Below are 21,549 nucleotides of genomic sequence, written 5' to 3' on the forward strand. Positions count from 1 at the left end.
AGCATGCCCGTTTACTGAAACTTAGGCATGGGGAGGTTGTTGCCAAGGATTGCTGGCAAGGAGAGAAGATGCCTATCTGAATTATGTCACGAGGTATGCTTACTCGGAGATGATGTGGGTTCTCACCAGGGGCGAAGACCTATCTGTGCAGGATTTTCAATGGATATATAGAATCTAGGATGCAGTAGTTGGTTGGCGTAGATAACAGATATATAAGGGGGACAATCATCATGGAAATCGTCAAAGAGGCAAACGGCACGGAGCTGACCTTGAAAATAACGGGACGCATTGATGCCGGTACATCTACGCAGCTGAGCCAGGAAGTGATGGATAGCATTTCCGGCCTGACCAGGCTGGTCTTTGATTTGAGCGGGGTGGACTATATTTCCAGCGCAGGGCTCAGGGTGCTGATAGCAGCTGAAAGCAGCATGAAGGAGCAGGGACCTATGATTATTATGGGGGTAAACGATAATCTGATGGAGATTTTCAGCATCACGGGCTTTACGAAATTGATGGATATTCAGCCCCAAGGCTGATGGCTGAAAGAGAGTGTTGTCAATGCTATCAATGCGGCGGGAAATATTTCCTCCTCATTCATGCTGGCGCGGCTGGAGGGCAAGGTGGAGGAAAGGGTTTATTCATCATAGCTGCTATGACTTTGGGCGGCGTTCCGAAATGATTCTTGCTAGAAAATAGGAGTGGTTGAGACATGAACATCAAGACAAATAAGATAAAGGTGAGCAGCAAGGGCATCGGGATGGTGAAAGCCCTGGACGAAGTGGATGCTTTCAGCCAGGCCATGGGCTTTGACGAGCGCAGCACCCTGCGTGGGCGGCTGCTGGCTGAGGAGACCATGAGCATGGTCAGGGCCATTGTGGAGGATTTTGAGGCTGAATTCTGGGTGGAAAGCACGGAAGACTGCAGCTGTGAGATGCACCTGCTGGCTGTGGCTGATATGGATTATGGGAAAAGGCAGGAACTCATCGATACCTCTACAGCCCAGCGCAATGAAGCTTCTGTGGGGGTTATGGGCAAGGTAAAGGATTTCATAGAAGGCTGCATGTTTTTCCTGGGCAGTGGCAGGAAGGTACCAGTGGGGGACTATCACATGGCAGGCTGCATGAGCTATGAGGAAATACAGATGTGGTCTCTGCAACAATACCGCCGTTGCCTGGAGCAGGGGCAGTATGAGGGTGACGATGCAGCTGAACTGCTGGATGAACTGGAAAAATCCCTGGTGGCCAATATTGCCGATGATGTGAGGGTCTCTGTGCAGGATGACAATATAGAGATGATTATCCGCAAGGATTTTCCTGTGAACAAGCCGGGGGCGGAGAACTGATATTTCCTGCCATATTCATACCAGACCGAGGTGATGTCCATGAAAAAGATCCTGCTTGCCGTTTGCTTAGTCTTTTGGGCCGGTGTCTGCCTGGCTGCTCCTCTGACCACGGAGGATGAGGTGTCTCATGGGCGCATTGGCACCTGGCCGGGGTCCATGGCGGAGGAATATGCCCGGGCGAGGTTACCGGAGGCTGAGATAGTTTATTTTGAAACTGTGGCAGATATGGCCCAGAACCTCAGGCAGAAAAAGATAGAGGCCTTTGCCATGAACCGCATTTTTGTGGACGAGTTGATGGCTTCCGGGCAAAATGACGTGGAAATTTTGGGGGATTCCCTGGGCAGGACCGGCTTCGGCTTTGTATTTCCCAACTCGGAAAAGGGCGGTAAGCTCTGCCGTGAGTTCAATGCTTTCCTGCAGGAAAGCCGGGAAAACGGCAATCTCTACGCCTGGCAGAACAAGTGGCTGGCCGGGGAGGGGGAAGGCCGGGCGTTGGAGGATATTCCTCTGACCGGGGAGAATGGCAGTCTGAATATCGTGATGAACCCGATTTTTCCTCCCATGCTATATATGCAGGACAATAAGATCTCAGGCTACGAGATGGAGCTGTGCATGCACTTCTGCGCGAAGTACGGCTATGACTGCAAGGTCACCGTGGCAGCCTTTGAGACGGGCATGGCAGGGGTGAGCACGGGGCAGTTTGACCTGGGGATCAGCGCCGTGGAATGCCGGCCTGAGCGGGAGGAACACTTCCACTTCTCGGACAAGACCTGTGAGGCCGACTGCGTGCTGGCAGTCCGCTCCGACGGAGGCGCGGGGTCGGGGTTCCTGGCCGGTCTCAAGAAGAAGCTCCACGACACCTTCCTGCGGGAGAGCAGGTGGAAGCTTTTTGCCAACGGCCTGGTCACCACTGTAGTCATTACCTTTGCCTCTGTCCTCATAGGCACGGTGCTGGGCTTTGGGGAGTGCTTCGCCTATCGGGAGAAGAAGCCATGGCTGAACAAGGGGCTGGATTTCCTCTCCGGTCTCTTTGCGGGGATGCCCACGGTGGTTTTGCTGATGATTTTCTACTACATCGTCTTTGGCGGCTGGGATGTGAGCGGCACTATTGTGGCTATCGCGGCCTTCTCCCTGCTCTTTGGCTTCTCCGTTTTTGAAATGCTGAAAAATGCTGCAGCCAATATTCCCAGGGGGCAGACAGAGGGGGCTCTGGCTCTGGGCTTTTCGGAGCGGCAGACCTTTGTGAAATTCATTATCCCTCAGGCGGTGCGCCATGCTTTTCCCACTTATCAGGCGGAAATCGTGGGGCTTTTGAAATCCACCGCCATTGTGGGATATATTGCGGTGCAGGATCTCACCAAGATGGCGGATATCGTCAGGGCCCAGACCTTTGATGCCTTTGCGCCGCTGATTGTCATCACTGTCCTGTATCTGGCCTTTGTGTGGCTGCTGCAGAAAGTCACGGGCATAATCCTGGGGAAACTCAATCCCAAGGCCCGCACCAAAGAAGAAATCCTGCGGGGGGTGACACCATGAGTGAGAGCCTGCTGAGAATCGAGCATTTGCAAAAAGCCTATAGCAATGTAACTCCCCTGAAGGATGTGAATCTGACGGTAAGCCCTGGGGAGGTCATCTCTATCATAGGCCCCTCTGGCACAGGCAAGTCCACCTTGCTGCGCATGATCAACCGGCTGGAAGAAGTTACCGCCGGGAAAATCTATCTGCAGGGGGAGGATATCACTTCGCCTGGCTGCGATATGAGCCGGGTGCGCCAGAGAATCGGCATGATCTTCCAGTCTTTCAATCTCTTTCCCCACCTGACAGTGGTGGAGAATATCATGGCAGCTCCCCTTGATTTGAAGAAAATGTCCAGGCAGGAGGCCTATGACAAGGCGAAAGAACTGCTGGCAAGTGTGGCCCTGGGGAGCAAGGCCTTCAATTACCCTGATGAACTTTCCGGCGGCCAGCAGCAGCGGGTGGCCATCGTCCGGGCTCTGGCTATGGAGCCTGAGCTCTTGCTGCTGGATGAGCCCACTTCGGCGCTGGACCCCACCATGACAGGGGAGGTGGAGGCCGTTATCCGCAAGGTAGCTTCCTCCGGCGTCACCATGATGATGGTGACCCACAGCATGGAACTGGCTCAGAGAGTGTCCAGCCGCATCCTCTATCTGGATGAAGGGGGCATCTACGAGGAGGGCACCCCGGAGGAAATCTTCGGCAATCCACAAAAAGAGCGCACCCGCCAGTTCGTAGGGCGGATGAAGGTGCTGGAAATCCACGTCGACTCCCAGGACTTCGATTTTTACGGCTGCAATGAGAGCATTGCCTTCTTCTGCCGGAAGAATGACATTCCTTTGGGCATGAACTACTCCATGCTGCTGCTGTTCGAAGAAATATGCGTGCAGATTTTGCTTAAGCGTATTTTGATGCCTGACATCAGATGGGTGGCAGAATACTCAGAAGCTGAAGAGCAGGTAATGGTCAGGATTGACTACAATGGAAAGCCCTTCGATATCAGGTTCAGCGATAACGTTCTGTCACTGGGACTTATCCGCAGCATGGCAGATATTGTGGAGTATGAGTTCAGGGAAGGGGAGCCCTTGGGCAACCGCTTGTTATTGGCGGTCAGGAAAAGGTGAAGGATGGATATGCCAGGCGTATGTGAGCGGTTTTGAAGGGCTGGTACTGGAAGCGGATAACTTGATGAAAAGGCTTGAGGTTGGCATGGAAGAAAAGAAGAAAAAGCTCATATCGCTGCTGGAAAGCTACGGCAGCGCAGCCGTGGCCCTGTCCGGGGGCGTGGACAGCATGACTTTGGCCAGGGCGGCTTATATGGCCCTGGGGGACAGGGCTGTGGCGGTGACGGCGGCGTCTGAGCTGCTGTCAGAGGAGGAGCGCAGGGATGCCCGGGCTGGGGCTGAGGCTGTTGGCATCCGTCATGTCATATTGGAAGCAGATGACCTTGCCCTGCAGGAAATCAGGCGCAATGACAGGGAGAGGTGCTATTTCTGCAAGCGGCACCGCATGGAGAAGATGCTCTCTTGGGCGAAGCAGGCAGGCTTTGCCGTGGTGGCGGACGGCTCCAATGTGTCGGACAGGAGCGACTACCGGCCCGGGGCCCGGGCGTTGCAGGAGCTGGGCATTCGCTCCCCTCTGGCTGAGTGCGGCTTCAATAAGGAGGATATTCGCAAGTTGGCGAAGGAGTGGGGGCTGGCTGTCTGGGACAAGCCCAGCGTCGCCTGCCTGGCCTCCCGGGTGGCCTATGGCCTTGAGCTGACGCCGGAGCGGCTGCAACGCATTGATATGGCAGAAACCTTCCTCAGAGAGCTGGGGGTCAAAGGGCAGCTGAGAGTGAGGGACCACGGGGATCTGGCACGGATAGAGGTGGCAGAGGAAGCCTTTGGCCTGGTGGCAGAGCAGAGAGCAGGGATTGCTGGCAGGCTGAAGGAATTGGGCTTTGCCTATGTGACTTTGGATATGACAGGCTACCGCATGGGCAGCCAGAATATTAGCCTCCCGTAAAAGGGAGGCTAGTTCATTTTTGCTGACATTTATCCTTTATTCTGGATTGTTTGTTATTTTTGAGGGCTGTAAAATATATATAACCTAAGAAACAATAGGCATTCGGAATGGAGGAGAGGTCAATGAGTGTTGCCATTACGGCAGACAAAGTGGTGAAGCGGTACGGGGACCTGACCATCATCCCCCAGCTTACAGAGGGGATCAAAAACGGGGAATTCTTTACTTTGCTGGGACCTTCGGGCTGCGGCAAGACCACCCTGTTGCGCATGATTGCGGGGTTCAATACCATCGAGGGCGGGCAGATTCGCTTCAATGAGCAGGTCATCAATGATATCCCTGCCCACAAGCGCAATATCGGCATGGTGTTCCAGAGCTACGCCATCTTCCCTCATCTCACCGTGCGTCAGAATGTGGAGTACGGCCTGAAACTGCGGGGCATCCCCAAGGATGAGATGAAGGAAAAGGTGGACAAGATCCTGGATGTGGTGCAGATCACCGAGTACCAGGACAGGCTGCCGGAAAGGCTCTCTGGCGGACAGCAGCAGCGTGTGGCTCTGGCCCGCGCCATCGTCATCCATCCCAGCGTGCTGCTGATGGATGAGCCCCTTTCCAATCTGGATGCCAAGTTGCGTGTGGAAATGCGCTCGGCTATACGTGAAGTTCAGAAGCAGGTGGGCATCACCACCGTTTACGTCACTCACGATCAGGAGGAGGCTTTGGCTATCTCGGATCGCATCGCCGTTATGAAGAAGGGCGTGATCCAGCAGACTGCCTCCCCTCATACCATCTACACCAGACCTTATAATGTGTTCGTGGCTACCTTCATCGGCCACTCCAACCTGTTCAAGGGACGCATCGAGGAGCAGGGGGGCGGCAAGGCTGTGGTCTTTGCCGACGGCTTTGTGCTGCCCATGACGAACCTTTCCCAGGAAGCCAAGGTGGGGGACGATGTGACCATCGCCGTGCGCCCCGAAGAATTTGCCATCTGCGGCGAGGGTGAGGGCGTGAAATGCACCATCAAGACCAAAGTCTTCTTGGGCAAGTACATCACCTACGGACTGGAGTTCCCTGAGGATATGCTCGTGCCTGACCAGCCTGCCATCGAGTTCAGTCAGGACCTGGGCCATGCGGAAAAGGTATTGGAGAAGGGAGATATAGTCTATCTGAAGCCCAATGCTGCCAAGATCAATGTCTTCAGAGCTGACGGTACCAAGAGCCTGATGGAAGGTGTGGTGGAGCATGAATAAGAAATTCCAGTGGGACTTCTGGGCATGGATTACCCTGCTGTCCATCGTGGTTTTCGGCCTGTTCCTCATGTATCCCCTGTTTTCCCTGTTTGCCAGCGCCTTCCAGGACGCTATGACCGGGGAATTCACCATGTCCAACTTCGGCCTTTTCTTTGAGCGGAAGTATTACTACCAGTCCATGATCAACAGCTTCAGTGTCACCACCTGCGTGACGCTCCTGGCGGTAATCATCGGTACGGCTCTGGCCTATTTCATGACCTTGTTCAAGGTGAAGGGCAAGAGCATCGTGGAAATCTGCATCATCATTTCCCTGCTGTCACCGCCCTTCATCGGAGCTTATTCCTGGATTTTGATTGGCGGCCGCAGCGGCATCCTGACCCAGTGGCTGGCCAGTATCGGCATCGACTTCCCCTCCATTTACGGCTTTGCGGGAATCTTGCTGGTGCTGACTCTGAAGCTCTATCCTTTCATCTACCTCTATGTGGCTGGGGCCATGAAGAACATCGACTCGGCCCTTATCGAGGCGGCGGAAAGCCTGGGTTGCAGCGGCATCAAGAAGGTGGTCACCATCATGCTGCCACTCATTACCCCGACTATCCTGGCAGGTTCGCTGATGGTTTTCATGAACGCCATGGCAGACTTCGGTACCCCCATGCTCATAGGCGAGGGCTTCAACGTCATGCCGGTCATGATTTACTCCGAGTTCATCAACGAGGTGGGTGACCAGGCCAACTTCGCGGCGGCCATGGCTGCCATCATGGTGCTGATCACTTCTACCATCTTCATGCTGCAGAAGTATGTGGTGAACAAGAAGTCCTTTACCATGAGCTCCCTGAGGCCTCTGCCTGTGGGGGAGATGACGGGCATCAAGAACGTCATTATGCATGTGGCTATTTACCTCTTAGTGGCGTTGTCTATGATTCCCCAGCTGGTGGTCATCTACACTTCGTTCCTGAAGACCAACGGCTCCATTTTCGTGGAGGGCTACTCTCTGGACAGCTACCGCACCATCTTTGAGTCTCTGGGCACGGCTGTCAGCAACACCTACGCTTACAGTACGGCGGCTATGCTGATGATTGTCTTCCTGGGCATGACGGTGGCTTATCTCACTACCCGCAAGAAGAGCTGGCTCACGGATGTCATTGACACCCTGACCATGTTCCCCTATATCATCCCCGGCTCTGTCCTGGGTATCACTTTGCTTTTGGCTTTCAATGAGGAGCCCATGCTGCTGTCCGGCACGGCCATCATCATCATCATTTCCCTGGTGATACGCCGCCTGCCCTACACCCTGCGCTCCAGCTCCGCTATCCTTTATCAGCTGAGCCCCAGCCTTGAAGAGGCATCCATAAGCCTGGGGGCATCTCCTGTGAAGACCTTCTTTAAGATCACGGCAGTCATGATGCTGCCCGGGGTCATGAGCGGGGCCATCATTTCCTGGATTACTGCCATCAATGAGCTGAGTTCCTCGGTAATCCTCTTTACAGGGGCCACCAAGACCATGTCCGTAGCCATCTACACGGAGGTCATCCGGGCCAGCTACGGCACGGCGGCAGCCCTTTCTACCATCCTTACGGCAACAACCATCCTGGCCATGGTGATTTTCTTCAAAGTCTCCGGCCGCCGTGATGTGACGTTGTGAGTTGCAACTCATTAGGGGGCAACTGTAAAGAAAGAACATGCCACAGATGCGTAGGATAAATTCGTCAAGACAAGGAAGAGGAGGGAGGCATAGCGGCGCTATGTCGACCGACGATGACGTAGTATTGTCGAATTTAGACAAGCAGATGAGGTATGGGATTTCTTGGAAGTTGTCCAAACAGCTGTTTTTTCTAAGGAGGTTTCATCATGAAGCTGAAAAAGATCCTGGCAAGCCTGTTGGGCGCCGCCATGCTCACCACCTGCTTTGCAGGCTGTGGCGGCGGCGGGGACAAGGCAGCGTCCTCTACCTCTGCCACCGCTGACAGCGGGGAGAACAAAGTAGTTATCTACTGCCCGCACCCCCTGGCCTTCATCAATCCCCTCGTGGAAGAGTTTGAGAAGCAGAGCGGTGTGAAGGTGGAAGTAGTGGCAGCCGGTACCGGCGAGCTCTTGAAGCGCGTGGAATCCGAGAAGGCCAACCCCCTGGCAGATATCTTCTGGGGCGGTTCCCTCTCCACCATGAAGCCTAAGGCAGCCCTCTTTGAGGAATATCGTTCCGTCAACGAAGACCATGTGCAGCCGGACTTCAAGAACGTGGAAGGCTCCATCACCCGTTTCACGGATATCCCCAGCGTCATCATGGTGAACACCAACCTCATCGGTGATGTGAAGGTGGAAGGTTATGAGGACCTGCTGAATCCTGCTCTCAAGGGCAAGATTGCCTTTGCAGATCCCTCCAAGTCCTCCTCCTCCTATGAGCACATCATCAATATGCTCTACGCCATGGGCAATGGCAACCCGGACAACGGCTGGGATTATGTGGAGAAGCTGGCCAAGAACCTGGATGGCAAGCTCCTCTCCGGTTCCTCCGCTGTTTACAAAGGTGTGGCTGACGGCGAGTATGCCGTGGGCCTGACCTTCGAGGAAGGCGGCGCCAAGTACGTGGCTGACGGCGCTCCCGTGAAGCTGGTCTACATGAAGGAAGGCGTCATCTCCAAGCCGGACGGCATCTACATCATCAAGAATGCCAAGCACATGGAAAATGCCAAGAAGTTCATCGACTTCATCACCAGCAAAGAGGCTCAGACCCTCATCACCCAGAAGCTCCATCGCCGCAGCGTCCGCGATGATGTGGATGCACCCGTAGGGCTCCTGCCGAAGGCTGAGATCAAGTCCATCACTGATGATGAGGAAGTAGTGAACAAGAACAAGAAGGCATGGCTGGATAAGTTCAAGGATATCTTCACCAGCGTGCAGTAAGCAAGTTTTTGCAGGGCGGGGGTCATTTGGCCCCCGTTTTTCTGTTATACTAGGGATAGAGATTTAGGAAGGGAGCTCCGTTCATGCACCGTTATTTTGAATCACGCTTTCATAGGGCGCTGGCCTGGTATGCTTTGGTGCCTGTGCTGGTTATGACTGTGCTGGGGTCGGCGTTGATGCTTATCAGCTGGCAGTATTCTGTGGTGCGGGTCAGTGATACTTCCCGGGAGTTGGCGGCGGCTGTGCTGACGGATGTCAGCCAGGAATTTCTCTGGTATTCGGCAGAGGAAGCGGAGTTCTTTGGGCAGGAGAAGGACTTTTCTAGTTGGGGCAAAGTCCCAGCGAAGCGGGCGGAGGCCTATGGGCAGCTCTATAGGGATACGGGGCACAGGAAGATTGACTTCTACCTGCTGGACAGGCAGGGCCAGCTGGTGCTGGGCAGCCGGGATTACCTGCCGGACTATCTGCTCCATGTGGGGCAGGGGTGGGGCATTGCCTCCAGGCTTGAAAAGGAGCCGGGGCTGCCAAGGCAGGAGTTCCTGCAGGAAGCGGAGGGCAGCCCCTGCGATTTGGTCTGCGGTCAGGCGGTGGAGCATGGCGGACAGGTGGCAGGCTACCTCTTCTATGTCCTGCCTGAAGCTTATCTCAGCCAGCTGGCAGGGGACGGCAAGGCGGATATCTTTCTGGTGGACGAGCTGGATAACGCCCGCCTTTTGCGCGGCAATGAGCAGCTGACGGATTTCCGCAAGCTGAGAGGGGAATTCCTGGACCAGGAAAACGGGCTGGTGTTTTTGGAGAAAAACATCTACTACGAAACCAGCAAGCCCGTGAATTTTGCCGGGGGCAGGTACAGGGTCTATGTTATTTCCAACGTGTCTGACCTCTTTGTGCGTTACGCCATCGGTGCAGGGGCGCTTCTCTTGGCGGTGCTGCTGATGATACCCCTGCTGCTCAGGAGCATTGCCCGGGAGAGCCGCCTGACGGCCCAGGCGGTGGACAACCTTACGGCCATTGCAGAACTCAAGGAGCTGGAATCCCAGTTCAATCCCCATTTCCTGTTCAACACTTTGGAAAACATCAAGTTCATGGTGCGTCTGGATCCTGCGGCGGCGGTGGAGATGATTATGGCTCTGTCGTCGCTGCTCCGCTACAGCATCGGCAGCGGGGGGCGGCAGGCTGAGTTCCGGGAAGACCTGAAATATCTGGAAAGCTATATGAAAATCCAGCAATACCGCTTCGGCAGCCGTCTGGAGTTCCAACGCTATATTGACCCCAGAGCCATGGATTTTGCCATTCCCAAGCTGCTGTTCCAGCCTTTGCTGGAAAACGCCATCAAGTATGGAGAGGACGAGGAAGGGAAGCTGGCGATTTCCTTCAAGGTCAGCGTCACAGACAATCAGTTGATGATCCTGGTCAAGGACAAGGGCAGGGGCATGGAGGCAGGGAAGCTGCAGGAGCTCCTGGAACTGCTGCAGTCCCAGTCCAATGAGACTGACCACAGAGGTTTGTTCAATGTGCAGCGCAGGGTGCAGCTGCTGTATGGGGAAGAATACGGGCTGCAGATTGCCTGCCCCCCGGAGGGCGGCACGGAGATTTCCCTGAGATTGCCGGGAGTTTTGAAAAAGAAGGATGAGGTAGAAGAAGATGGGTAAATTCACAGGCAAACTTATCATTTCTGACTTGGACGGAACCCTGATTCCCCGCGGAGGGAAGATTTCCGTGGAGAACCGAGAGGCCATCAGGCATTTCGTCAGCGAGGGCGGCCTTTTCGCCATTGCCACGGGCCGCACCCCTGAGGCGGCTGCGGGCTATGTGGAGGGCCTGCCCATCAATGCCCCCGGAGTGTTCTTCAACGGGGCCATGCTCTACGACTGGCAGGGGCAGAAAGTGCTGAAGACCCTGCCCCTGACTGCAGGAGATGAGGAGAATCGCTGGCCTGCCTTTGCCAGGGAATGTCTCAAGCGCTTTCCCGAGGCCTGCCTGGAGGTCTACACGGCGGACAACTGCCATGTGGTGACCCCGGAGGCCAACGATGACCCCCGACTGCCCTTCGAATACTACCGCTATGACCACACAGAGCTGGAAACTCTGGTGGATACGAAGAAAACCCCCTGGCTGAAATTCTTTGCCTGCGACAAGCATGAGCATCTGGAGGAGTATGTGAAGCTGGCAGAGGAAATGGGGGTGGCACAGCTGGCCAACGGCTTCTATTCCGAGGACAATTACTACGAGTTCGTGGCCAGGGAGGTATCCAAAGGCTCTATGCTCTCCCATGTGAGGGAAATGCTCCCCGGCATTGAGATCATCGCCTGCGGTGACTACCTCAACGACAAGGAAATGCTGGAAGCGGCGGACATTTCCGTGGCACCGGAGAATGCTCACGCAGAGATAGGAAAAGCTGCCAAACTGAAAGGGCCAGCCGTGGAAGACCATCTTATTGCATGGCTGGTGGAAAAATTGTGAGGGGAAGAAAGTCATGCTTGACTTGGTAATAGTAGAAGACGAAGAAATCATCCGCCGGGGCCTGGTCTGCACCATTGACTGGCTGAAACTGGGGGCCAGGGTGGTGGGAGATGCAGGCAACGGGAAGGAGGCCCTGGCCCTTATCCGGGAGAAACAGCCTGATGTGGTGCTGACGGATATCAAGATGCCCGTCATGGACGGCATTGCCCTGACGGAAGCTCTGAAGGCTGAGGGCAATAAGGCTAAAATCATCTACCTCACCAGCTATGCCGACTTTTCCTATGCCCAGCAGGCTTTGAGGCTGGAAGTCAGTGACTACCTGCTGAAGCCTGTCAATGAAGAGGACCTGGCCAAGGCCCTGCAGAAAATTGAAAAACAGCCCGCAGCTCCACAGCAGGAGGAGCTCTCCTGGGATGAGGGCCTGCGGGCTGCCTACCACACGGGCAATCCTTACGTCCAGTCCGTCCTCAAACGGATTGAGGGGGGGTATCAGAAGCGTCTGAGCAGCGAGGCGCTGGCTGATGAACTGGGCGTTTCTGCCAGCTACCTTTCCCGCAAGCTGAAGGAGGAAACAGGCCAGACCTTCGGCAGCCTGCTGGCCCAGTACCGCCTGCAGAAAGCCATTGAGATGCTGCAGGCGGGCACCTGGAAGGTCTACGAGATAGCCGAGGAAACAGGCTTTGGTGACTACAAGAATTTCTCCCAGGTATTCAAGAAATACCTGCATACCACCCCCAAGGCCTTCATGCAGGAGATTACCGGGGGATTGAAGCTGGAATGAGATTTAGGCAAAGGAGATTGGCAATGAAAAAAGTGCTTTTTGTTTGTCACGGCAGCATACGAACTTGAACTTTCCAACCCTTGATATTACAGGCTCCTTGAGCAGTGCGGTCATGAATTTACAACTTTTTTACAACATTTGAATGGGAAGAGCCTTGGCTATGGCAAACTGAACAATTGTGCTATAATCGTAGGTAAGAAACGAGGTGCCGATAATTGGGCGACAAGGATTCTGTAACTAAAGAGTACATGAAGCAGCCTGAGCGCTTTGCTGACCTGTTCAATGGTTTCTGCTATGGCGGGGAGCAGCGTATTCAGCCGGGAGACCTTAGGGATATGGATACCGCGAGCATTGTCCTGCCCTATGGTTCTGCTGGGGCAGCCTTGCCGGAGCAGAAGGCCAGGGATGTGCTGAAGCTGGCCTTGAAAACAGATGGCAGGGTGGCTTACTGCATACTGGGCGTGGAAAACCAGTCCAAAATCCATCTGGCAATGCCAGTCCGGAATATGCTGTACGATGCAATGACATTGACTGAGCAGGTGGTGGCTACGGCAAGTTCCCATAGAAAGGCGAATAACCATGGCAGTGATGATGCTGAGTATCTGAGCGGCTTCCACCGTGAAGATAAAATCCTGCCAGTCATAACCATAGTGGTATACTGGGGCGCGGAGGCATGGGATGCGCCAACTACCCTGCGGGAGATGTATCCTGAGGGGATAGGCGAGAGCGTGCTGAGGTACGCCAATGATTATAAGGTGAATTTGGTTGCTCCGGCTATGATGACAGATCAGCAGTTGGATATTTTCAAGTCAGATTTGAAGGATGTGCTGAAGTTCATCAAGCACTCCGTCAGCAAGGCAGAGCTGGCCAACTTGGTAAACAGCAACAAGGCTTATAAATCACTGGATCGGCTGGCAGCCCAGACCATAAGCGTCTGTGCTGGTCTGAATTTCAACCTTCCGGTGGGAGAGGAGAGGATTGACATGTGCAAGGCGATAGATGATATGCTTACTGATGCCCTAAATGAAGGAATGGACAAGGGGCGTAAGGAGGCTACCAATGAGGGAATGCTCAATGTCATAGCTATGGCAAGAGACTATAATCTTGGCAAGGAGGCGGCCGTACAGCAACTGGCAAAGAGATATACTTTGTCTCAGGATGATGCTATGTCTTTTGTAAATCAGAATTGGTGATTGGTAATGAGCAAAATGTGCAAGGCAATAGAAGATATGCTCACCGATGCCCGTAACGAAGGTCGAAATATAGCCATCAACGAGGGAAGGCTCAATATCATAGCCATGCTAAGAGAACTCAACTTCAGTAAAGACGTAGCGGTTCAAGAGCTGTCTAAGCGGTATAATATGCCTCTGGAAGAGGCTGCGTCCTTTGTGGATAACAACTGGTGAATTATTCTAAAGGAAAGTGGTGCCCCGAACCTAAGGCTGGTTTGGGGTGACTGTTGACGGCTGTGAGGCCCTATATATTTAGGGACTAAGGAGTTTTCAAAGTATGAAGAAAATCTTATTTGTCTGCCATGGCAATATTTGCAGGTCAACCATGGCCGAATTTGTCATGAAGGATCTGGTCAGGAAAGCAGGTCTGGAGCAGGAGATAGAGGTGGATTCCAAGGCTTGCCGCACGGATGAGCTGGGGAATGATACTTATCCCGGTACCAAACGGGCGCTGAAGGAGCATGGGGTGCCCTTCACGCCCCGGCAGGCACGGCAGATTACCCGGGCGGATTACGAGGCTTGGGACTATATCGTCTATATGGACGAGGAGAATAGGCGTGACCTGATGCGGCTGACGGGCAAGGACCCTGCGGGCAAGTGCAGCTCCCTGCTTTCCTGGGCAGGACTTGACCGGGAGGTGGCTGACCCCTGGTATACCGGGGAGTTTGAGACTACCTATCAGGATGTGCTGCTGGGATGCCAGGCCATGCTGGAGAAAATAAAATAAAGCAAATAAAACAGAGCAGCTTTCTCTCAAGTGGGAAAGCTGCTCTGTTTTATTTGCTTTATGCACGTTTTCGCTTGTGACTTTACGCTTCCGGTCCCAGCTCTATGACCTCCAGGCCCTGGTTGCGCATTTTCTGCAATTCTTCCTGATCGGCACCTTCGCAGGTGATGAGGGTGCTGATGTTGCTGATGGGGCCGGAGAGGAAGTTATGCTCCTGGCCTATCTTGCCAGTGGGGGCCAGCACATAGCAGGGCCCCTGGCAGCGGCGCATCATCATGTCGTTGATGGCCGTCTCAGGCAGCACGGAGGTGGTGAGGCCTCCCTCTACGCTGATGCCGCCCACACCCAGGAAGACCTTGTCTGCATTGATCTTGGTGAGGGTCTGCAGGGCGAATTCGCCAATGAGGGTCTTGCGCCGCTGGTAGATTTCACCGCCTGTGAGGATGATGCTCACCCCAGGAGCATGGGGGTAGCCGATGACGCCGGTATTGTTGGTGACTATGATGACATGCTTGTCTTTAATGTAGTCAAGCATCAAAAGCGCCGTGGAACTGGAGTTCATGAAGATCGTATCCCCATCATTGATAAGGCCTGCTGCATAGCGGGCGATGGTTTCCTTCTGTTCCCTGTCCACAAAGGCCCTGTCCTTGGAAGTGGTGTCTTCTTCGTGGAGGGTTCCTTCCAATAACTTGGCGCCGCCGTGGAATCTTTCTACTAAATGCTGCTGCTCGAACATATCCAGGTCCCTGCGGATGGTAGTGGGGGAGACCCCCAGCTTTTGGGAGGCAGTATCCACGTCGATGGTCTTTCTTTCTTTTAATAGTCTGAGCAAGGCCTGCTGGCGCTTGAAGACTACACTCTTGCTGTTCTTCATATATAATGGCTCCTTTCGCCACGCTTTTTGCTTTTATATGTTGCTTCTGCCCATTCCTTTGGGACCTTACCCACATTATAACCCTTTATATGGAAAATATCAATATAAACGAGCATAAAATATGCAATAAAAATTGTCGGATGATTTTTTTATGTATTTTTATCAAATTGGGTATTGACTTGAGCATAAAATAAGCGTATGATAAGCATGTAAACAAAAACAAGCGAAAAATTACCCTGTATACGATTTGTTTGTGAAGCTGTTTATGAGCAGTTTGAACAGTTTAGGATTAGGAGGCAAAACAATGAGCAAGATCAGCGAGATGACCAGAGACAGCTGGATCAAGAGCACCTTCCCCGAGTGGGGCACCTGGCTGGTGGAAGACATCGAGAACGCCGTCATCCCCGAAGGCAATGTGGGTATGTGGTGGCTGGGATGCACCGGCATCTGGTTCAAGACCCCGGGCGGTGCAAATGTGACCGTTGACCTCTGGTGCGGCAATGGCAAGCGCACCCACGGCGATGGCAAGATGAAGGTCGGCCATCAGATGGCCAACATGTGCGGATGCCGCTCCATGCAGCCGAATCTCCGCAACGTGCCCTTCGTCATTGACCCCTTCGCTTTCAAGCAGGTTGATGCAGTGCTGGCCACCCATTATCATCAGGATCACATGTCTGCTGAGTGGGCTGCCCACGTCATCAACAGCGGCATGACCACCACCGATGAGAACGGCAAAGAGATACCGGTTCCCTTCATCGGCCCCAAGAAGTCCGTTGAGACCTGGGTCAAGTGGGGCGTACCTGAAGAGCGCTGCCAGGTTGTGAAGCCCGGCGATGTCATCAAGCTGAAGGACATCGAAATCGTAGCTCTGGACAGCTTCGACCGCACCTGCATCGTCACCACCGACAGCACTGGTCCGGACCGCGAAGAGCTCACTGATAAGTGCCCCTCCGACATGGACGACAAGGCAGTCAACTACCTGCTGAAGACTCCGGGCGGCAACATCTACCACTCCGGTGACAGCCACTTCTCCATCTACTTTGCAAAGCATGGCAAGGATTACGACATCGATGTGGCCTTCGGCTCCTACGGCGAGAACCCCATCGGCATGCAGGACAAGATGACCTCCATCGACGTGCTCCGCATGGCTGAGAACCTCCAGTGCAAGGTCGTCGTTCCCATTCACTGGGATGTATGGACCAACTTCCAGGCTGACTGCGAGGAGATCAAGCTCCTCTACGATTTCAAGAAGGATCGCAACGAGTACAAGTTCCACCCCTTCTTCTGGCAGGTGGGCGGACATTACACCTATCCGCAGGATAAGGATAAGATTTACTTCCATCATCGTCGGGGCTTCGAGGATTGCTTCGAGCATCCCCAGAACATCCCCTTCCGTTCCTGCCTGTAATTATGCGAAGGGAGATACAGATAAATGTTCAAGGAAATCGTTGAGAAAAAGCATTTTTCCTTCCATGAAGGTTTCGATGACTGGCGTGATGCCGTACGGGCTGCCTGCGCACCCCTGCTGGCTGATGGCACCATCGAGAAGGAATATCCTGAGATCATCATCGAGAAGGTGGAGGAGCTTGGCCCCTACATCGTCATCGCCCCGAACATCTGCATTCCTCATGCAGAGCGCGGCCGCGGCGTGAACGATACGGCTATGTGTTTCATGAAGACCGAGAAGCCCGTGTCCTTCGACCCGAATGACCCGGACAAGGATGCCCGCATCTTCGTAGTGCTGGCAGCCACCGACGATGAGGTTCATCTGAATAACCTCATGCAGCTGTCGGAAACCCTTTCCGACGAGGAAATCGTGGACAAACTCTTGAAGGCCAAGACGGGGGATGACCTCTTGGCAGTAGAGGGATAAGGAGTAAGTGAGGGACGCAGGCACAGCAAAAGCGTAACGTGTGGAATTTTACAATGATTCTTAGCGAGCACAAGCCGTCAGGCGCAGTGGGAGCTTAGATTCATTCGTAAAATTCCAAGTGAAGCGCTGCTGTGCCTGTGACCCGAACGCCTTAGAGTAAGCAATTTGAGAAAGTAGGGGAAAGAAAGTTATGGAAATCTTGTTATCCGTATGGGAATTTTTCCAGAACAACATCCTGACGAAACCGGCCTTCTTCATCGGCTTTATCGTCTTCGCAGGTTATGCACTTCTGGGCAAGAAATGGTATGAATGTCTGGCAGGCTTCATCAAAGGTACTGTCGGTTACATGATCTTGAACGTAGCAAGCGGCGGCTTGGTAGGCAACTTCCGTCCGGTGCTGGCAGGTCTGAAAGACCGTTTTGAACTTTCCGCAGCAGTTATCGATCCTTATTTCGGCCAGGCTGCAGCCCAGGCCTCCGTTGAGAATATCGGGCGCTCCTTCTCCATGATGATGATGGTGCTGCTCATCGCTTTCACCATGAACATCCTCCTGGTGCTCTTCCGCAAGTACACCAAGATTCGTACCCTCTTCATCACGGGCCACGTTATGGTGCAGCAGTCCTCCACCGCCCTCTGGCTGGTGCTCTTCTGCTTCCCCGGCCTCCAGGATCCCCAGGTCGTTGTCATGCTGGGTATCCTCCTGGGTACCTATTGGGCAGTTGCTTCCAACCTCACCGTTGAGCCTGTAGCAAAGCTCACCGAAGGCGGCGGCTTCGCAACTGGTCATCAGCAGATGTTCGGTATCTTCATCGTTTCCAAGATTGCCAAGAAAATCGGCAACCCCAAGAACTCCCTCGAGAACCTCAAGCTCCCCGGCTTCCTGTCCATCTTCAATGAGAACATGGTTGCAACCGGTGTGCTCATGACCATCTTCTTCGGTACCATCATCACCATCCTTGGTCCGGACCTCATGCATCAGATTGATAAGGGCTTCGGTGCCAAGCAGAACTTCGGTTTCTACATCCTTGAGAAGTCCCTGAACTTCGCCGTTTACCTCACCATCCTGCAACTTGGTGTCCGTACCTTCGTATCCGAGCTCACCAACTCCTTCCAGGGTATTTCTGAGAAGCTGCTGCCCGGCTCCGTGCCTGCAGTAGACTGCGCCGCTACTTACGGCTTCGGTCACCCCAACGCTGTGACCTTCGGCTTCCTCTTCGGTGCATTCGGCCAGTTCCTGGCTATCATGGGTCTGATTGTGTTCAACAGCCCCATCCTGATCATCTCCGGGTTCGTTCCTCTGTTCTTCGATAACGCAACCTTTGCAGTGTTCGCAAACCGTCTGGGCGGCATCCGCGCAGCGGCTATCATCCCCTTCTTCAGCGGCATGATTCAGGTGCTGGGCGGCGGCTTTGCTGCTTATCACTTCACCACCGGTAACTTCGGCGGCTGGCATGGCAACTTCGACTGGGATACCGTATGGCCCATCATCGGCGTCATCATGGAGAACCTGCAGTATGTAGGCGTAGCAGCGGTGGTAATCCTCCTGCTGGCTATCCCGCAGATTCTCTATCAGCGGCATAAGGACACCTACTTCGTCATTGCCGAGGACTTCGACAAGTACAAGGAAATCATGGCCAAGAAGCAGGGCGTGCCTGTTGATCAGGTGGTTATTGACTAAATTCCTTCATAAAAAATACTTTTATGGCAGGAATAAGCCCGCCTTGTGGCGAATAGTAACTAAGCTATATAGTATGGGGAGGCCGCCGGGCCTGGCGGCTTCCCAAATATAAAGGAGAGTGCATCAATATGTTAAAAGTTATTGCAGCATGCGGCAGCGGTATGGGTTCCTCCCAGATCATCAAGATGAAGCTCGAGAAAGTCTTCAAGAAGCTGGGCTATCAGGCAGAGATTTATCATACCAACGTTGGTGATGCAAAGTCCCAGGCTAACAACTACGATGTGGTCTTCTGCTCCGAGTCTCTGGTAGGCACCTTCACCGGCAGCAAGGCTACTGTGATTGGTCTGAAGAACCTCCTGTCCGAGGCTGAGATGACGGAGAAGATCGAGGCAGCTAACCTGCCGAAGTAAAATTTAGGTCTTTAATTAGTGGAGGCCGCCGCATGAAAGGTGGCGGCCTCTATTATTTTTCGCCCTTTTTGCGGGCTGCGCCCGTACTTTTCTCTGATGCAGAGAAAAGTACCAAAAGAGACTGCAGACCTGGATCGCTTCACGCGAGTCCAAAGGTCTGCGAGAGCGCCCCATCCATGGGGCGCCGGGGTTCGGATATTTGATTTGTCATTGGTTCGTTACGGTTAGCTCAAGCCTCCACCGCTTGCGGGGGAGGGGGACCGTCGAAGACGGTGGAAGGGGGGCTAGTGCGAGCAAATGACCTTAGAATGAGGTGCTTTATGAGAAGTTACTTATTGGGACTTTACGAGAAGTCCATGCCGGGAACGCTTTCCTGGAAGGAAAAACTGGAAGCTGCCAAGGCTGCAGGCTTCGACTATGTGGAAATGAGCATTGATGAGACGGATGCTAAACTTGCCCGTCTTGACATGAGCGAAGCTGAGATTGAGGAAATCAAGGCTGCCATGAAGGGAACTGGCGTGCCTTTTGGCTCTATCTGCCTCAGCGGCCATCGCCGCTTCCCTCTTGGGGCTACCAAGGCGGAGGACAGGGCCCGCAGTATGGAGATCATGGAAAAGGCCATTATCCTGGCTGCGAAACTTGGCATACGCACCATCCAGCTGGCTGGCTATGATGTCTATTATGAGGAAGGTTCCGAGCAGACCCGTGCGGATTTCATCGAAGGGCTGAAGAAATCTGCTCTCCTGGCTGCCAAGTATGGGGTGCAGATGGGCTTTGAGACCATGGAGACTCCCTTCATGGACACCACGGAAAAGGCCATGGAGTATGTGAAGCTGGTGGATTCCCCGTACCTGGGTGTCTATCCCGACTCCGGCAACATCACCAATGCCAAGCTGATCTATGGCGGCACTCCTTCTGAGGACCTGCAGACCGGCAAGGGCCATCTGGTGGCTGTGCATCTGAAGGAAACCGTCCCCGGCAAGTATCGCGAGATTCCCTTCGGCACCGGCCATGTGGACTTCCAGGCAATTGCTGATACCGCCTTTGCCCTGGGGGTAAGGCGCTTCGTGGGTGAGTTCTGGTATAAGGAAGGCACCGACTGGGCAAAGATTCAGAAAGAGGCCAATGATTTCCTTAGAGGGTATTTGGACAAAGCTGAGGCAAAATGATGAGCAGGCCCTACCTCCACCGCTTGCGGGGGAGGTGGCAGCCGGAGGCTGACGGAAGGGGGGGCTTCGGAGCCGCGTTGCCCTTAACGCCCCTTCCACCGTCTTCGACGGTCCCCCTCCCCCGTTTCACGGTGGAGGTATGAACTCGATTTACATTCACCTTTCTAATTGGAGGTTTTAACATGAAAGCAACTAAAAAAGTCGTAGGCGAACTGGAAAAATGCTATTCTTTGGCTGTCCTGAACTATCAGGGCAAAGACCATTTTCTCTGTGCTGCTGAGAAGCAGAATGAGTGCTACCTGATCTCTCTTGAGGGTGAGATTGAAGATACCGTCTGGGAAGGCCCCGGCGGGGTTATGACCATGATCCAGATGCCGAAAGGCGCTCCCGACGGGCAGTTCCTGGCTACCCGCAAGTTCTACTCTCCCAATGATGGCAAGGAAGCTTCCATCATCATCTGCACCCCGAAGGGGAAAGGTGACTGGGAGGTGCGCACACTGTGCACGCTGCCTTTTGTGCACCGCTTCGGCATCCTCCAGTCCCATGGCAAGAACTATCTCATTGCCTGCGCTCTGAAGTCTGATGCTGAGTATCGCGATGACTGGCGCTTCCCAGGCAAGGTCTTCGGTGCTGAGCTGCCCACGGACCTGTCTGCTTATGGCGACGGCAAAGAGCTGGAGCTGAAGGTGCTGAAGGAAGACCTGCTGAAGAACCACGGTTACTATGTCCATGAGGATGGGGAAGGCCAGACCTCTGCCATCGTCTCCACGGACAACGGCGTGTTCCAGTTCGTGCCTCCTGCCAGCGACGGAGCTGACTGGACCATCGAGACCCTCACCACCGATGCTGCCAGCGACGGCCTCCTGGTTGACTTGAACGGCGACGGGGTAGAGGAGCTCTGCACCATTGCTCCTTTCCATGGCGACACGGTGAACATCTACCGCAAGGAAGGCGGCAAGTTCGTGCTGGACTACACCTATCCCGAGAAGCTGGAATTCCTCCATGCCATCTGCGCTGACGTAATAAACGGAAAACCGTACTGGTTCCTGGGCAACCGCAAGGGCAACCGCGACCTGCTGGCTTTCTCCTATGACAAAGAGCAGGGCTACCATGCCGAGAAACTGGATGAAGGTTACGGCGCAGCCAACGTGCTCATGTATCATCTGGGCGACAAGAACATCCTCATGGCTGCCAACAGGGAGAGCAATGAGATAGCAAGATACGAAATTTCGTGCTAAAAGCTTCCTTATTATATATAAGCACGAAAAATATAAAAGCAAAAGTATATAGTAGGTCTTACCTCCACCGCTTGCGGGGGCGCGTAAGCGCG

20 protein-coding genes and 1 pseudogene are annotated in these 21,549 nt (G+C 53.9%); 20 read left to right on the top strand and 1 reads right to left on the bottom strand.

Going from position 1 to position 21,549, the window contains the following annotated elements:
* The first annotated feature begins 230 nt into the window (after positions 1–230).
* From BLW59_RS07745 to BLW59_RS07815, 14 genes and pseudogenes are all read left to right on the top strand, one after another.
* The gene (locus BLW59_RS07745; protein ID WP_074697330.1) at positions 231–536 is read left to right on the top strand and encodes an STAS domain-containing protein; all 306 of its coding nucleotides are present in this window, start codon (positions 231–233) and stop codon (positions 534–536) included.
* Between the two features lie 173 nt (positions 537–709).
* On the top strand, positions 710–1,342 hold the full coding sequence (locus tag BLW59_RS18120; protein WP_318258429.1) for a hypothetical protein: 633 nt from the start codon (positions 710–712) through the stop codon (positions 1,340–1,342).
* 39 nt (positions 1,343–1,381) lie between these two features.
* Positions 1,382–2,878 carry a transporter substrate-binding domain-containing protein gene (locus BLW59_RS07760; protein ID WP_074697331.1) on the top strand — a complete coding sequence of 499 codons (1,497 nt, stop codon included), beginning with the start codon at positions 1,382–1,384 and terminating at the stop codon, positions 2,876–2,878.
* Positions 2,879–2,886: 8 nt separating this feature from the next.
* Positions 2,887–3,603 (top strand): annotated as a pseudogene (locus BLW59_RS07765) (amino acid ABC transporter ATP-binding protein); the annotation flags it as partial.
* A gap of 442 nt (positions 3,604–4,045) precedes the next feature.
* Positions 4,046–4,864, top strand: a complete 819-nt coding sequence (gene larE, locus BLW59_RS07770; protein WP_074697350.1) for an ATP-dependent sacrificial sulfur transferase LarE — start codon at positions 4,046–4,048, stop codon at positions 4,862–4,864.
* A 122-nt stretch (positions 4,865–4,986) separates the two neighbouring features.
* Complete coding sequence (locus BLW59_RS07775; protein WP_029541634.1) at positions 4,987–6,111, top strand: ABC transporter ATP-binding protein; 1,125 nt, start codon at positions 4,987–4,989, stop codon at positions 6,109–6,111.
* Complete coding sequence (locus BLW59_RS07780) at positions 6,104–7,753, top strand: ABC transporter permease (protein WP_029541632.1); 1,650 nt, start codon at positions 6,104–6,106, stop codon at positions 7,751–7,753. Before BLW59_RS07775 ends, BLW59_RS07780 begins: the two co-directional genes overlap by 8 nt.
* 206 nt (positions 7,754–7,959) lie before the next feature.
* The gene (locus tag BLW59_RS07785) at positions 7,960–9,012 is read left to right on the top strand and encodes an ABC transporter substrate-binding protein (RefSeq protein ID WP_029541629.1); all 1,053 of its coding nucleotides are present in this window, start codon (positions 7,960–7,962) and stop codon (positions 9,010–9,012) included.
* A gap of 83 nt (positions 9,013–9,095) precedes the next feature.
* The gene (locus BLW59_RS07790) at positions 9,096–10,664 is read left to right on the top strand and encodes a sensor histidine kinase (protein WP_074697332.1); all 1,569 of its coding nucleotides are present in this window, start codon (positions 9,096–9,098) and stop codon (positions 10,662–10,664) included.
* Positions 10,657–11,475, top strand: a complete 819-nt coding sequence (locus BLW59_RS07795; RefSeq protein WP_074697333.1) for an HAD-IIB family hydrolase — start codon at positions 10,657–10,659, stop codon at positions 11,473–11,475. Before BLW59_RS07790 ends, BLW59_RS07795 begins: the two co-directional genes overlap by 8 nt.
* Before the next feature lie 13 nt (positions 11,476–11,488).
* The gene (locus BLW59_RS07800; RefSeq protein ID WP_029541621.1) at positions 11,489–12,256 is read left to right on the top strand and encodes a response regulator transcription factor; all 768 of its coding nucleotides are present in this window, start codon (positions 11,489–11,491) and stop codon (positions 12,254–12,256) included.
* Between the two features lie 215 nt (positions 12,257–12,471).
* Positions 12,472–13,449, top strand: coding sequence for an Rpn family recombination-promoting nuclease/putative transposase (locus BLW59_RS07805; RefSeq protein WP_074697334.1), 978 nt, complete (start codon positions 12,472–12,474; stop codon positions 13,447–13,449).
* A gap of 6 nt (positions 13,450–13,455) precedes the next feature.
* Entirely contained in the window at positions 13,456–13,662 is a 207-nt protein-coding gene (locus BLW59_RS07810) for a hypothetical protein (RefSeq protein WP_139283597.1), read from the top strand.
* Positions 13,663–13,765: 103 nt separating this feature from the next.
* Positions 13,766–14,215, top strand: a complete 450-nt coding sequence (locus BLW59_RS07815) for a low molecular weight protein-tyrosine-phosphatase (protein WP_074697335.1) — start codon at positions 13,766–13,768, stop codon at positions 14,213–14,215.
* An 82-nt stretch (positions 14,216–14,297) separates the two neighbouring features.
* Here the strand turns inward: BLW59_RS07815 and BLW59_RS07820 are convergent, their stop codons facing one another.
* Complete coding sequence (locus BLW59_RS07820) at positions 14,298–15,089, bottom strand: DeoR/GlpR family DNA-binding transcription regulator (protein WP_029541554.1); 792 nt, start codon at positions 15,087–15,089, stop codon at positions 14,298–14,300.
* 304 nt (positions 15,090–15,393) lie between these two features.
* On the opposite strand from BLW59_RS07820, the gene ulaG reads away from it, so the two are divergent.
* The 6 genes from ulaG to BLW59_RS07850 all read left to right on the top strand — a co-directional run bounded on the left by ulaG (position 15,394) and on the right by BLW59_RS07850 (position 21,457).
* On the top strand, positions 15,394–16,497 hold the full coding sequence (gene ulaG / locus BLW59_RS07825; RefSeq protein ID WP_074697336.1) for an L-ascorbate 6-phosphate lactonase: 1,104 nt from the start codon (positions 15,394–15,396) through the stop codon (positions 16,495–16,497).
* Positions 16,498–16,521: 24 nt separating this feature from the next.
* A complete protein-coding gene (locus BLW59_RS07830) occupies positions 16,522–16,962 on the top strand; it encodes a PTS sugar transporter subunit IIA (RefSeq protein WP_074697337.1) in 441 nt (146 codons plus the stop codon).
* A gap of 190 nt (positions 16,963–17,152) precedes the next feature.
* A complete protein-coding gene (locus BLW59_RS07835; RefSeq protein WP_029541547.1) occupies positions 17,153–18,640 on the top strand; it encodes a PTS ascorbate transporter subunit IIC in 1,488 nt (495 codons plus the stop codon).
* A gap of 128 nt (positions 18,641–18,768) precedes the next feature.
* Complete coding sequence (locus tag BLW59_RS07840) at positions 18,769–19,050, top strand: PTS sugar transporter subunit IIB (protein WP_029541544.1); 282 nt, start codon at positions 18,769–18,771, stop codon at positions 19,048–19,050.
* Positions 19,051–19,370: 320 nt separating this feature from the next.
* Positions 19,371–20,219, top strand: a complete 849-nt coding sequence (locus BLW59_RS07845; RefSeq protein ID WP_074697338.1) for an L-ribulose-5-phosphate 3-epimerase — start codon at positions 19,371–19,373, stop codon at positions 20,217–20,219.
* A gap of 182 nt (positions 20,220–20,401) precedes the next feature.
* On the top strand, positions 20,402–21,457 hold the full coding sequence (locus tag BLW59_RS07850; RefSeq protein ID WP_074697339.1) for a hypothetical protein: 1,056 nt from the start codon (positions 20,402–20,404) through the stop codon (positions 21,455–21,457).
* Positions 21,458–21,549: the final 92 nt, after the last annotated feature.

The organism is Selenomonas sp. KH1T6 (assembly GCF_900108415.1).
Lineage (GTDB): Bacteria > Bacillota > Negativicutes > Selenomonadales > Selenomonadaceae > Selenomonas_B > Selenomonas_B ruminantium_A.

Bases quoted from the DNA above. Each gene is read 5' to 3' on its own strand.
- BLW59_RS07745 (WP_074697330.1), top strand. From the start codon at position 231: ATGGAAATCGTCAAAGAGGCAAACGGCACGGAGCTGACCTTGAAAATA.
- BLW59_RS18120 (WP_318258429.1), top strand. From the start codon at position 710: ATGAACATCAAGACAAATAAGATAAAGGTGAGCAGCAAGGGCATCGGG.
- BLW59_RS07760 (WP_074697331.1), top strand. From the start codon at position 1,382: ATGAAAAAGATCCTGCTTGCCGTTTGCTTAGTCTTTTGGGCCGGTGTC.
- larE (WP_074697350.1), top strand. From the start codon at position 4,046: ATGAAAAGGCTTGAGGTTGGCATGGAAGAAAAGAAGAAAAAGCTCATA.
- BLW59_RS07775 (WP_029541634.1), top strand. From the start codon at position 4,987: ATGAGTGTTGCCATTACGGCAGACAAAGTGGTGAAGCGGTACGGGGAC.
- BLW59_RS07780 (WP_029541632.1), top strand. From the start codon at position 6,104: ATGAATAAGAAATTCCAGTGGGACTTCTGGGCATGGATTACCCTGCTG.
- BLW59_RS07785 (WP_029541629.1), top strand. From the start codon at position 7,960: ATGAAGCTGAAAAAGATCCTGGCAAGCCTGTTGGGCGCCGCCATGCTC.
- BLW59_RS07790 (WP_074697332.1), top strand. From the start codon at position 9,096: ATGCACCGTTATTTTGAATCACGCTTTCATAGGGCGCTGGCCTGGTAT.
- BLW59_RS07795 (WP_074697333.1), top strand. From the start codon at position 10,657: ATGGGTAAATTCACAGGCAAACTTATCATTTCTGACTTGGACGGAACC.
- BLW59_RS07800 (WP_029541621.1), top strand. From the start codon at position 11,489: ATGCTTGACTTGGTAATAGTAGAAGACGAAGAAATCATCCGCCGGGGC.
- BLW59_RS07810 (WP_139283597.1), top strand. From the start codon at position 13,456: ATGAGCAAAATGTGCAAGGCAATAGAAGATATGCTCACCGATGCCCGT.
- BLW59_RS07815 (WP_074697335.1), top strand. From the start codon at position 13,766: ATGAAGAAAATCTTATTTGTCTGCCATGGCAATATTTGCAGGTCAACC.
- BLW59_RS07820 (WP_029541554.1), bottom strand. From the start codon at position 15,089: ATGAAGAACAGCAAGAGTGTAGTCTTCAAGCGCCAGCAGGCCTTGCTC.
- ulaG (WP_074697336.1), top strand. From the start codon at position 15,394: ATGAGCAAGATCAGCGAGATGACCAGAGACAGCTGGATCAAGAGCACC.
- BLW59_RS07830 (WP_074697337.1), top strand. From the start codon at position 16,522: ATGTTCAAGGAAATCGTTGAGAAAAAGCATTTTTCCTTCCATGAAGGT.
- BLW59_RS07835 (WP_029541547.1), top strand. From the start codon at position 17,153: ATGGAAATCTTGTTATCCGTATGGGAATTTTTCCAGAACAACATCCTG.
- BLW59_RS07840 (WP_029541544.1), top strand. From the start codon at position 18,769: ATGTTAAAAGTTATTGCAGCATGCGGCAGCGGTATGGGTTCCTCCCAG.
- BLW59_RS07845 (WP_074697338.1), top strand. From the start codon at position 19,371: ATGAGAAGTTACTTATTGGGACTTTACGAGAAGTCCATGCCGGGAACG.
- BLW59_RS07850 (WP_074697339.1), top strand. From the start codon at position 20,402: ATGAAAGCAACTAAAAAAGTCGTAGGCGAACTGGAAAAATGCTATTCT.